This is a genomic window from Veillonella sp. 3891, from assembly GCF_003992315.1.
Taxonomy (GTDB): domain Bacteria; phylum Bacillota; class Negativicutes; order Veillonellales; family Veillonellaceae; genus F0422.
In genome coordinates, this window is the sequence record NZ_RQVE01000011.1 from 42111 (window position 1) to 54896 (window position 12786).

Annotated in this window: 11 protein-coding genes; all 11 read right to left on the reverse strand. The window is 34.2% G+C overall.

The features are described from left to right. Positions 1-166 precede the first annotated feature (166 nt). Positions 167-1444, reverse strand: coding sequence for an LlaJI family restriction endonuclease (locus tag EO118_RS06610; protein WP_127069197.1), 1278 nt, complete (start codon positions 1442-1444; stop codon positions 167-169). Positions 1445-1461: 17 nt separating this feature from the next. After that, positions 1462-3039: an AAA family ATPase gene (locus tag EO118_RS06615; protein WP_206168408.1), complete on the reverse strand. Its 1578-nt coding sequence runs from the start codon at positions 3037-3039 to the stop codon at positions 1462-1464. After that, complete coding sequence (locus tag EO118_RS06620; protein ID WP_127069198.1) at positions 3011-4108, reverse strand: DNA cytosine methyltransferase; 1098 nt, start codon at positions 4106-4108, stop codon at positions 3011-3013. Before EO118_RS06620 ends, EO118_RS06615 begins: the two co-directional genes overlap by 29 nt. Next, positions 4108-5166, reverse strand: a complete 1059-nt coding sequence (locus EO118_RS06625) for a DNA cytosine methyltransferase (protein WP_127069199.1) — start codon at positions 5164-5166, stop codon at positions 4108-4110. Before EO118_RS06625 ends, EO118_RS06620 begins: the two co-directional genes overlap by 1 nt. 480 nt (positions 5167-5646) lie before the next feature. Further along, a complete protein-coding gene (locus EO118_RS06630) occupies positions 5647-6684 on the reverse strand; it encodes a serine/threonine-protein kinase (RefSeq protein ID WP_127069200.1) in 1038 nt (345 codons plus the stop codon). Position 6685: 1 nt separating this feature from the next. Then, positions 6686-7123, reverse strand: coding sequence for a hypothetical protein (locus EO118_RS06635; protein WP_127069201.1), 438 nt, complete (start codon positions 7121-7123; stop codon positions 6686-6688). 295 nt (positions 7124-7418) lie between these two features. Beyond that, on the reverse strand, positions 7419-8804 hold the full coding sequence (gene rlmD / locus EO118_RS06640) for a 23S rRNA (uracil(1939)-C(5))-methyltransferase RlmD (RefSeq protein ID WP_127069202.1): 1386 nt from the start codon (positions 8802-8804) through the stop codon (positions 7419-7421). Between the two features lie 239 nt (positions 8805-9043). Beyond that, positions 9044-9703: a TerC family protein gene (locus EO118_RS06645; protein WP_127069216.1), complete on the reverse strand. Its 660-nt coding sequence runs from the start codon at positions 9701-9703 to the stop codon at positions 9044-9046. Positions 9704-9906: 203 nt separating this feature from the next. Next, the gene (locus EO118_RS06650) at positions 9907-10710 is read right to left on the reverse strand and encodes a peptidoglycan-binding protein (RefSeq protein ID WP_304480823.1); all 804 of its coding nucleotides are present in this window, start codon (positions 10708-10710) and stop codon (positions 9907-9909) included. 433 nt (positions 10711-11143) lie between these two features. After that, positions 11144-11401, reverse strand: coding sequence for a SemiSWEET family transporter (locus EO118_RS06655; protein ID WP_062403139.1), 258 nt, complete (start codon positions 11399-11401; stop codon positions 11144-11146). 296 nt (positions 11402-11697) lie between these two features. Beyond that, a complete protein-coding gene (locus tag EO118_RS06660; protein WP_177428927.1) occupies positions 11698-12753 on the reverse strand; it encodes an ABC transporter substrate-binding protein in 1056 nt (351 codons plus the stop codon). Positions 12754-12786: the final 33 nt, after the last annotated feature.

A 12786-nucleotide genomic window follows, 5' to 3' on the forward strand; every position in this document is an offset into this window, starting at 1 on the left:
ATGGTTTCTACTGAACAAACTTTCTCACAATCTAAGCTTATGTTTCTTATATATCTCTTCAATTATATGATTCTAATGAATCTACTATTTATGTAAGCACAATAGCTACAGCTAGTACATTGGGAATTAATATCTCTATGGTTTTATCATAGAACTATTTGAATTTCTAAAACTCAGATTCTATGCATACTACAAGTGCTATTTTCATTTTTTCAGTATTCCCCAGATAATTATTCATTAAGTACTTAGTATCTATAACAATACCTTGTATTCGCTCATAGGTTCTTTGCTCATGGGCTTTACTCTCGCCTTTCCAATCTCCCGTTGCTTCACCGATATGTCCCACATTATCATGTAAATCAAACAAGTTATTATTCTTTGAATACGGCATAATAAATGCATTGTAAATTAATGTAAAATTTACTCTTTTGTACTTATCAAGATATTCTCCATAAGTAATTTGTTTATTAATAGAAGAACCATTGGGTAAATGTTCTGAACGCCCCGTAATACCATATTTATAATATTTAGCATCAAGTACGTAATATTTTCCATCATGAATCATGATGGTGTCTGGCATTAACGGTCGTGTTTCTGTATCGCTATAGAACTTCAACTTCCACTTAGCTCTTGGAAAGTATTCCTCTTTATGTCTTACACCAAAGGCCCTATCAATTAGCTTTTCCCACACCCACTCAAATTCACCAGTCCCATAATAAAGTTCCTTATCAGAGGTCTTGTTATCCATGAAAGTTAGCATATCAAGCATACTTTGAAATAGTTGTTTCTTTTTATCATCATTTGTATTAGCAAGTTTAGTGCGAAGAATCGCTATAGATGTTTTTGCATCTAAAGTTATGCCTGGATGTTCTGGAACATATGGACCATACAACCAACCTAACCTTTGAAATGCCTCATATACACAATTTTTATTAATTTGAGTTATTAGTTTCTGATTATTGGGTGTAGAAGTTCTAACTGTAAAGTTTGTATAAATAAGATTATTAACCCCATTTTTTTGATACACTAGTGGGCTTTGCTTTTTAAAAGTTCTTGACCAATCCTGATTACCTTTTGAACTTGTTTTATATAATACATCAGTCTCTATATAGTATTTACCGCCAATATTAAAAAAGTACTCAATGACATATCTATACGCATGAATTGGAAATTCTACAGATTCAACTGAATTTGATTTATTAGTACTAATCAATCTCTCAGTTTTTGTAGTAAATTCAGAAAGCACTTGAATTAAATTCATAATATCATTTCTTACTTCAGCATCTGTATTAGAAAGTTCATACCCAATAGGAAAATGGACTGTTATGGTATCTGTATCAAGCCGAATACCTACAAAGCGGTCACCTTCTTCATTCGTATTGACATGGCAATGATTTAGAATATCATATTCTTTTACTGAATCAGTCTCTTTCGCTATATTCATATACATCCACCGCCTTATTATGTATTTTCAGTAAATGCATTCCTAATAGTTTCTTTAAATATAGTAAACCGTTCGTTTCCGGTATTCCATAAAAATGCCTTAATTATCTCTTCAAGACTATGATACTGTGTAACTTCAAAAACTGACTCTCTATTAAATTTAAAGGCATCATCCCATAAATATTTAATAACTTTTTCAGGGAACTTTCTGTTTTGTTGCATGGCCTGTCTAATTTCACGTAACCTATTGTATTCATCATTAACTATTGAGCCGTTACTTTCTTTATTTCGTAACTCATCATAAATGCCATCACTTAAATCCCCCATTTTTTCATCAAATGTTAGATCACTAACATGAACAAAATATGCACCTAATCGTTTATCTTCAGAAGATGCCATTCTCATGCTATTCCCTATCACTATATCATTAATGGTAGTACAAAAATTTCTCCATGTCACCGTTGTATCTAGTATACAGGCATCAGCTAGTTTTGAATCAACTGTGTCGAAATTATTTTCAATCAAACGCATTTCCCAACGTCGTTGGAAGGCTGTATCTAAAGTAAAAACATTTTGGTCAGATGTATTCATTGTTCCAATGATTGAAAGATTTGATGGAATCCTAACTTTTTGATTTGGATCACCATATACAACATTTGCAATATTAGGATTTGTAATTCCATATTCACTAGTTCCGATTGGTAATTCATCATATTCGTTTACTTCAACTTTACGATCTAATAATTGGAATACTTCACCAAAGATGGCCGGTGCATTCCCTCTATTAATTTCCTCTATAAGCAGAACATAATCTTCTTCAGGATTCTCATAAGCATCTCGCAATATACTAGTAAATGGACCTGGTGTAAACTTATAGCTAATTTGACCATCTTCCGCAACATTTGGCAATATCTGTCCAACGAAATCAGAATATGTATAGTCTGGATGAAACACTAGCCTCTCAACATGGCTATCTGGAGTGCAATACTCATGCTGTATGGTCCAACTTTTTCCTGAACCTGGGACGCCGTATAGTAGAATATTTGTACCTGTTTTTAGTCTACCATCTTCACAAGATACCTCTTCTACTACATTAGATTCAACATGTGTGTGCATATTTCTTAAAGTATCATCATGAATCCAATCTGTATTACTTAAATAAAAATATAATAATTCTTTTCGAAAAGCACATGCAAACTCAGTTCCTTTTAATTGTTGCGCAAAACCATTCATCTTTGCCATATTAATTGTTTCATTCTTTATTTGCTTTGAAAGGGTATTCTTTGCGTTTGAATGTTTTACTTTAAATGTGCAAATAATAGGCTCTTCGTCATCAGCAGAAACTATCCCCAAAAGAACTCCTTTTTCATCTTGGAGAATCTTTTCTTCTATATAATTATTTGATACCCCCTTTATCTGAATCCTTTGCTCGTTACTAAGAGACTCCCTTCCTCCAAAAGTAACTTCTTTCGCACAAACAAAATAAGTCCCATGGTTCATTGTTATAACTTCAAATATTTCACTTTCGTTATCAATTTGAGTTACAGTTGTATTCTCATCATATATATTAAATAATGATTCTAGCTTTTTTTTCACTATTGTTCACCATCACTTTTTTAAAGTATTGTTTCATAATACTAGCTGCAATTAACGCTACCATGCCAACTGGAACTGCATTCCCAACTTGTCTCCATTGGTCTTTAAAGTCACCACATATTATATAATCATCATCAAAAGTTTGAATCCTCTTAATCTCATTAATTCTTAAGAATCTATTCGTCCAATGAAATGGTCCCATATTATTGGAAAAACTGGCTTGAATAGTCCATGACGGTCTATTCGGAGATAGCTTTAATAAAAACGACCAGTATCTTGACCTCCATTTAAAAATAGGTTTAGGATATCCTCTCTTTTCTGTGAAAAACAGATAGTTATCTCCTGGAGGAACTAGCTTAAGCAACTCTTTATGCCTTGAACCAGCTTGCATCTGCTCATCTTCTGGTAAAGAGTAATCCAAATCTCCAATAGCCTCCTTACAAGTAACCCAAGTTTTTTTTCCATCGATACCATTTGGATATTTTTCAGGATTATAATGTGTTTCATCTGGAAATATAAACTTATCCGCAAAATCTTTTCTCACACCAATACAAATAAATCTTTCTCTAGTTTGAGGTATCCCATAATTTGCTGTGTTAACAACCTTATATGTTATTTCATAATTAAATTCTTCTGCTTTATTTTTTAATAATTCGAATGCATCCTTATGAGGTTTATATATAAATCCATGAACATTTTCAAAGAAAAATATCTTTGGTCTTATTTCCTCTAACGCTCTAAAATATTCAAAAAGAGTAAATGAGTTTTCATCTTCCAATGCTCTTTTTTTATCAGTTCGATAAAATCGTGATTTAGAATAAGCTGGGCAAGGAGGTCCTCCCACAAGCACATCAACATCTGTTTTCTTCATCTTAAGTTTCATAAGCTGATCTTCATAATTAATATTTCTTATATCATCACAGACAACCAACCTACCCACTTCATTTCTAGTTAATGTATCGCAAGCAGCTTGCCAAAAATCTGTCGAGAAGCATATATCAAAGCCTGCTTTTTTAAAACCACAATCGATACCACCACCACCTGAAAAAATACTTAATACATTTGGCATTAATCTAAACTCTCCTTTACAAACTCTATCATTGCTTTTCCCATGAGACATGGTACAGCATTACCTATTTGCTTTTGTATTGATCTTCTACTACCACAAAACTTATAACCTTTGGGAAAAGTCTGAATTGCTGCTATTTCAGGTACTCTTAGCCTTCTATTATCCCAATGAAAAGGCCCCACCCAAGGTCCAGGTTGCGCACATATTGTCCAAGATGGTTGATTAGGTGATAATTTAAGCAAGAAATTCCAAAATCTTTTATCTGCAACAAATTTAGGATTAGGATATCCAGCCCAAGCTGTTAGTGCTTTATAATTCATACCTTGAGGTACCTCACATAAATCATCATGGTAGGTACCACCTTTTGTTACTTCATATTCTTCAAAATATTCAGGTCCTTCATAGCCTAAAATAACATCTCCTACATTTACATAAGGCAACAAACCTTCTTTTTCTGCGCATTCGGGCCTACCATGAGTTTTTTTTGGTTCAGCACTCTTAAATTCATTTTTTGATCCTAATATAAACAGTCTTTTTCTTTTTTGCGGAACACCATACTCTAGCGCATTCGCACGGATAATCTTATACTTATATCCTGCCTCCTCTATAATTTCAATAAACTTATCTACTATTACCTTATTTGATGGATGCATCAAACTTTCAACATTCTCGAAAACGAAACCGTCTGGGTTTAAATCAGTAACCACTCTTAAATATTCATTAACTAAATTTGCTCGTGGGTCATTAATCCCTTTTCTGACATTATTGGTTACCCAATATCCCGCTTTAGAAAATGGTTGACAAGGTGCTCCGCCAATCACTATAAATTTATTTGGCTTCTCCTCTTCCACATACTTTTTAAGGGTCTCACTTTTAATTTCATGAAGGTCACCTTCTAATATTTTGGTCTCACCAAAATATTTTTTATTAGCTTTTAAAGTCTCAATACAATCATGATCAAAATCTGTACTTAAAATAACAGGAATACCAGCCATATGACTAGAAATATCTAAACCTCCTGCTCCTGAAAATAAGCTAATTGAAACTATCTTTTTCATATATATTTTATCTCCTATAATACAAATATTTTAATGTATTACTGATTTTTATACACACTATTACCATATCTCATTGAATAAGATACATATAAATCTGTTAATAAATAATCTCATGTATATTCATAAATACATTCTATATTCTATATTCAATATTAATTTAAATGTTTTTATTAAAAACATTTCTCATAAATCATTCTGCATTGTGATTTTCTTGATATTAAATGCACTTCTAGACCGTTGCAGATCAGCAGCAATAGAAGATATTGATGCTCATAGTCGCAGACGTCTTTCGATGTAAAATCGCTCTTTTAACGAAAGATGTTTATTTGTCCGTATTTCTGTGTTATGACTAATATCATCCATAGTGATTACCTCGTGATATTTTGTAATTTAGCACTATAATCATACCACGAAATTACTATGGATTTTTTATATTCAATTGTTCAATTTTATTATGCAATTAATCTTAATCCAGATATTTTATTGTATAGTCGTTGACCTTATATATTCAAATAAATAAGCCTTAGCTTCTTCTAAAGTGAAAAAATTTTTACTATCCCTAGAAGAACGTCTGCCATTATTTTTAACTACAACATCTATACTTTTTCTTTTCATTTCTAAAAAAATATCTTTCTTTGGCAATTCATTAGACAGCCCTATCCAATGATAAGTATCACACATAAACCAATTATATAAAAAGTGTATTTTCTCAAGAGAATTTCTCATCTCTGTAGCACTATGATATCTTTTTTCAGGTGAAGGGTTGCATACCTTCTTAATTATCTTCTGAATTTTTAATGGAACATAGGGTGCTTGCGGTATTTTTCCTATTAATTTTCCCGTTTTTATAAAGCTTGCAACGTTATTTATATTTTGTAAAAACAAATTCCAGTTTGATATATTATTTACCATCCTGAACATCGTCATACCTAAGGCAAAAATATCTGTTTCTACTGTTGCAACCGAATCACTTCCAAATGTTTCTGGGGCCGCATGAGTTATATACCATTTCCACGGAATAATTAAATCACCTAATGCCGTTGATAAACCAAAATCTGACAATTTAGGAATACCGTTATCAAGCAAAATATTTGCAGGTTTTATGTCTCTATGTATGATACCTTTTAAATGAGAAAATTCAACTGCAAACAAGATATTCTTAATATAATATATACTCTCAGCAATAGGAATGAATCTATTTCGAAGTAGACTTTCAAGTGAGGTTCCGTTTGCTAATTCCATATCCACAACAAAAACCAGTTCAGAATTGAAGTTGAGCAACTCACCACTATTTATTCTAATAATATTGTTATGCCGACATTCATATGGGATTGCTGCTTCATTAAAAAGTTCATATGCTTTTCTAGGATCTGAAACTTCCAATATTTTAATAGCCTTTTCCGCATTTAAAACTCTATCTACAGCTTTATAAACTGCACCAAATCCACCATTCCCCAACTTAGCTATTAGTTTATATTTTCCAATTTCTTCACCAGAATAATCATTTTTAATATTCATATTACTGCCCAATCTCAAACCACGCAATTAATGTAGCTTGCATTTCTTCATCAGTTCTAAAACGCATATCTGAAAAATGCTCCGTACAATTTATTATTTTTACTCTCTTCCCCGCTGTAATCCACTGATTGCTTCTTTCAGTAACAGCTATATTCTTTTGAATACACAACAAATGTAAAACTCCAATTGAAAAGTGCATATAAGGTATCTGCTTCATATTAACATTTAAAGATAGCTTATATACAATAGTATCAGGGTGAAATTTTGTAATTAATTCAGTAAAGATATTATGAAAATTCATCATCAATCTCCCTGTATGTGCACCTATTTGAAAACTTTGCTTTCCAGTTTCCAAAAGAACAGCAGACTCCATATTTGATCCATCAACAACAGAATACCATAACTCATTTTTCTTTATTGCGATACCAAGGCTTATCATAGCTTTACATCTCCTCAAATTATTTTATCACTGATATAGACATACTTTATTATACCAGTATAATAAAATCCTCATTTAGCAAAATAATCAATGAAACAAAAATTCCGATAGTATGTATGTCAACCCCTATAAAAAAGCATATCAACATTTTTTCGATACAACCTACTTCATAGCCTTGTCTAGACAACCTTCAAAAATCTCCTGATTTTCTGTTACTTCCAGGCTATCTTCCATCTCTATTTTGGGATACATCAACTCTTCGAAATCCCTATATTTACTAACCTTTGACACACTTTTACTTCTGTACTTTAGTCAACAAACTTACACACTCAACATGATACGTCTGCGGGAACATATCCACAGGTTGGACTTTCACCAATTGGTAGCCTTGTTTCGTCAGTATTTCTATATCTCGTGCCATAGAAGATGGGTTACAAGACACGTATACGATTCGTTTTGGTGCCATGCCAACGGCAGCATGTAATACATCTTCTTTACAGCCTGCACGGATAGGATCAAATACAATCACATCAGGCTTAATACCTTGTTTATACAACCTAGGCATTTCCACAGCTGCATCGCCTACGATAAATTCTGTATTACTATATCCATTTCGTTCTGCATTCTTTTTCGCATCTGCGATGGCAGGTTCTACGATTTCAATACCGATGACGTTCTTTGCTTTGTGCGCCAAGAACAAAGAAATAGTTCCTGTTCCACAATAAGCGTCAATCACTGTTTCATGGCCTTTCAAGTCTGCAAATTCTAAGGCTGTGTCGTACAACACAGTGGTTTGTTCTGGGTTGACTTGAAAGAAAGAATGCGGCGATAACTGAAAGGACAAATCTTTAATATAATCTGTAATTTGATCTTTCCCATAGATGGTACGATTCGTAGGGCCTAAAATCACATTCGTTTGTTTTGGATTGTGATTCACTACGATAGATGTCACCTGTGGCAACACAGTTACGATGCGCTCCACCAATTCCGTTTCATGAGGAATGCTCGCTGTACGACTTACAAGGATAACCATCCATTCCTCTTTACCGATACGACCTACTACATGACGAACTACCCCAATTCCTCTATGTTCATCATAAGGTTCGATTCCTAGTTCTTTCATAGCATCATAGCAAACCTTGCGTATATCATCATTCCCTGCATCTTGAATAGGGCACTGTTCATGATTGATAATGCTATGAGATCCCCTTTGGTAAAAGCCCATGCGGACATTACCTACGGTACCCCCTACAGGCATTTGCATTTTATTACGATACCGCCATGGTTCCTCTGGTCCTATGCAAGGTAATACCAACTCTGGGTCACTTTTAGCAATACGTTCGATAACCGCTTTCACAGATTCTGTTTTTAGTCGTAGTTGCTCTGTATAGGATGCATGTTGTAATTGGCAGCCCCCACAATTGCCATACACTTCGCATTGCGGCTCCACTCGCTCTGCAGAGGGTGTCATAACTGATACGATGTCACCTACGGCATAGTTTTTCTTTACTAAATTAATCTTCACTTGTACAGTTTCATTGGGCAAAGCATAGGGTACAAATACGGTAAATCCTTCGTATTTGCCTACCCCTTCGCCACTACTACCGATGCCGTGAATATCTATAGTATATATAGTTCCAACGCACACTGGTGCGTTCTGTTGTTTCTTCTTCTCACTCATCTATACATCCTTTAGTAATATAATCATTGTCCATCAATGTATTTCTTTTTATTATATCATTTCTTATGCATTCCTAATATATTTTTGTATATCACTACTCTTTAGTGTTAAAACAAAAAGCATATAGTCCCCATTGATGTATATCATCATAGAAACTATATGCCTAAGTATTAGATTATTAGTGAACTAGTATGCTTTATATCATGGTGTACCAAGCATTTACTTTCACTATTATCAGTCTATTTCACCAACCGATTGCGAATCATCGCCGCTCCTAAGACCAATACAACACAGCCGATATGGAATGGCAAGCTATATGGTTCAATATATGGTGCTGCCATTGGATCATGTTGAATCATGCTAGCAGAGACCCATCCTAGGATACCACCACCTGCGTATAGAATAACAGGGAATTTATCAATCAGTTTTACAAAGATAGTACTGCCCCAAACAATAATTGGCACTGTTACTAACATACCAGCTACTACTAGCCCAAAATGACCTTCTGCTGCTGCCACAACGCCTAGCACATTATCGATGCCCATCACACCATCAGCAATGATAATCGTAGCAATAGCGCCCCAGATATTATCTTTTGCTTCAATATTGTGTTCATTATCGCCATCTTTCAATAAGGAATAGCCAATCCAAAGCAACATAATCCCACCAACAATGCGTAATGCAGGAATATTATCTAAAGCTTCAATAAACAAAATGGCCATCACTAGACGCAAAACAATTGCCCCTGCTGTGCCCCAGAAAATAGCACGTTTACGCAAATGTTCCGGCAAGTTTTTAGCTGCCATACCAATAACGATAGCATTATCGCCAGCCAATAATATATCAATAATAATAATTTGTAAAATTGCTAATAACCCTTGTGTTGATGTAATATCCACCATATCCTCCTATATTTACTACTTAGAATACATTTTATTATAGCATAGGGAACCCATAAAACAAAGGATAGCCAATTCTCTGAATCAGCTATCCTCTATATTAGTAACAACTAAATTACTCTAGTTCCTACCTCTTTATTTTTGTGTAATAACACGTTTGCAATTAGATGTTCTTTCTGTTTTACAACAAATCAATGACTTCTCTAATCTAAAATATATACTTTTACTGTTCGACGACCAAATTGGATGGCCTCATTATAGCTATCCATAGCCAAATCAATGCGATGACCTATAATAGCACCACCTGTATCATCCGCTACAGCATAACCATATCCTTCCACATACACTTCTGTTCCTAATGGAATTACATTAGGATCTACCGAAACATACCCACGGCGAAGTGCGTTGCCTCTAGCTGTATGTGTACCAGATTCATAACTTGAATAGGCACTAGCTTCCATTTCTAATGTTTTTTTATAGCTTGTTGGTTTGCCTCGTTTGATAGATAATTTTGACCATGTAGCACTATCAACAGTTCCTGTCACTGGTAATCCATAATGACGCTGGAAACGAATCAAAGCTTCTTTAGTTCCATCCCCAAAGACACCATCAACAGCTCCAGGAGAAAATCCACTATCTACTAATTTAAGTTGTACTTCTTCTATGTTGCGACCACGATCACCAAACCGTGATACTTCTACACTACGGGTATTTCGAGATGCTTGTTGCCCCTCAAAGTGTTTTTGATTCTCTAGTAAAGCACGCATTGTTTCTTTACCTACTCTACCGTCTGGAGTTAACCCGTGTTCTTTCTGAAAGACGAGTACTGCGTATTCTGTATTATTCCCAAACACACCATCTGCTGTATCAAGCAAATAGCCTTGGGCTACTAACAACGCTTGTAACTCTTCTACCTCTTTTCCGCGATCACCACGTCCTGATGTTGCCAAAGCTGTCACCATGGTACATACCAACAGGAGAATCGCTAGGAGAGTTATTTTTTTCACGATGTTCACCTCATATCTAAATGCTTATACATTTTACCATTTTTTGGGACATACGTCAAAAAAACAGGGCTTTTTTAACACTTTAACACCACTTAGTACCTATTTTTATCACATTTTTCCCACATATAGTATAAATCACTCCCCATAGGAAATACCACCTACTATATATGTACACTAAAAATGTTAGTTTTCCTCAATTTCTATAGTAAATATGCATAAAAATGGAGTTGCTATACTAAATTGGTATAATAGATCATTTCAATATGATGTGATACAAAAGTTTTACATATTAAAATAATCATAATAAATAATATTTTAAAATTGAAGAAGTTAGAATTATATCTTGAAAAATAATTATAACAAAAAAGCTCACTAAAATGACTAATCATCATTCAAATGAGCTTTTCACAATACATCTTTAAAATGAGATTATTTAAAATGCCGTAATGGTTGCAAGCAATCCAAAGATAATTCCCGGCAAGTTTGCTACTGCCAAAGGATAGTCCTTTTTTTCTTTTAAAAGTCCGTAACTTGCCCATATGATACAGTTAATCGTCGCTGCCAAGGGCTGCAGAAAAAATGTTTTATTCCCATCCAAGTTTCCCATGATTTGCGGAACATAAGACACATACATCATTACTGAAAGGAATGTTCCAAGCCATCCTAACATTTTTAAATTTTTTTCACTCATTCTATTATCTTCCCTCTTATAAGATCAATTAACTTAAATATTTTAGTAGTATATCACAAAATGTTAGGAAATCAATACTTAAATTTAAGTTTTTATATAATATCTATGAAGTAGTCAAACATTTGTGACACAACCCTAAACTTTCTGGTATAGAATCTCTCCCCATCAATCTTATGACTTCGCTCTATCTTTCCATTTTGCCACGGTGAAAATAAACCTAATAAAACCGTAGTAAAAGTGTCCTTTTACTACGGTTTTAATATAGAGTCAACCGGAACTATTTGCTACTATTGCAACTATTGTGGACCTTCTCCAGCAATAATACGCTCTGCCTCTACGTTAGATAAATCATAATGCATAAAGTTTTTATAGAAATCTTGTGTTTCTTTCACTAGGTTAATATCCGCAAATAATTGTGGTTGGATGATTTGACCTGCCCATAAGATTTGTAATGCTGATTCAGCACTATATCGATCCCATTTAAATGTTCCTACAGGATTACTATATACACGACCCATTTGAACCGCTTTAATGCCACTCCATTGTGGATCATTCATAATTTTTTCAATAGCTGCTTTAGAGTTCACATCACCCACTATAATAATATCTGGGTTCGCTTTGATGATTTCTTCCATGGTTAGTGTAAGCCCACGACCTTTTTGTTCGATCGCATTAATACCCCCAGCATAGTGAATCCATTCATCAATAATTGTTTTAGTACCATCTACTTTTAGTAAATTTTCACCTGTCGCAATATGCATCACTCTTGGACGTTCCGCATCAGTTAAAGCTTTCGTTTTTTCTTCTGCTAAAGCGATATTTTTATCTAAATACGCATTGTAACTCTTAGCAATCTCTACCGCATTGCCACCAAGAATATCGGCAGTCATGGATACTACATTGCGAAGTCCTTTATAATCAGTAAACTCCATATGCACTGCTGTAAAGCCACCTTGACGGACTTGTTCTGCTTGTTTTTTACTATTTACAATAATCACTTGTGGTGATACTTTTTGTAGTTCTTCTAATTGTAAATCAAAGCCAAAACGATCTGGTGCAGCAATATTTTTAATATTTGGATAAATATGTGAGAACCAAGGTAATGTTTGTACATATTGTGTAGTAGCAACTAACTTATCTGCTCCACCTAGCATCAACATAACTTGATTATTCGCTGGCCATAAGTCAGCAATCCGCTCCACATGTGTTGGTAATTGAACTTGGGTGCCACCAATATCGGTGATAGTATGTACTTCTTGCGTTGCTCCTTTTGATGCATTTTCTGTACCACAACCGGCTAACAAGCCAATGGAAATCAACAATGCAAAGAGCATAGTAATAATTCGTTTCATAACGTCTCCTAACTAGCTTCCATACACAAACTA

Excerpts from the sequence above, each read along its gene's own strand:
- EO118_RS06610 (WP_127069197.1), bottom strand. The coding sequence starts at position 1,444 with ATGAATATAGCGAAAGAGACTGATTCAGTAAAAGAATATGATATTCTA.
- EO118_RS06620 (WP_127069198.1), bottom strand. The coding sequence starts at position 4,108 with ATGCCAAATGTATTAAGTATTTTTTCAGGTGGTGGTGGTATCGATTGT.
- EO118_RS06625 (WP_127069199.1), bottom strand. The coding sequence starts at position 5,166 with ATGAAAAAGATAGTTTCAATTAGCTTATTTTCAGGAGCAGGAGGTTTA.
- EO118_RS06630 (WP_127069200.1), bottom strand. The coding sequence starts at position 6,684 with ATGAATATTAAAAATGATTATTCTGGTGAAGAAATTGGAAAATATAAA.
- EO118_RS06635 (WP_127069201.1), bottom strand. The coding sequence starts at position 7,123 with ATGATAAGCCTTGGTATCGCAATAAAGAAAAATGAGTTATGGTATTCT.
- rlmD (WP_127069202.1), bottom strand. The coding sequence starts at position 8,804 with ATGAGTGAGAAGAAGAAACAACAGAACGCACCAGTGTGCGTTGGAACT.
- EO118_RS06655 (WP_062403139.1), bottom strand. The coding sequence starts at position 11,401 with ATGAGTGAAAAAAATTTAAAAATGTTAGGATGGCTTGGAACATTCCTT.
- EO118_RS06660 (WP_177428927.1), bottom strand. The coding sequence starts at position 12,753 with ATGAAACGAATTATTACTATGCTCTTTGCATTGTTGATTTCCATTGGC.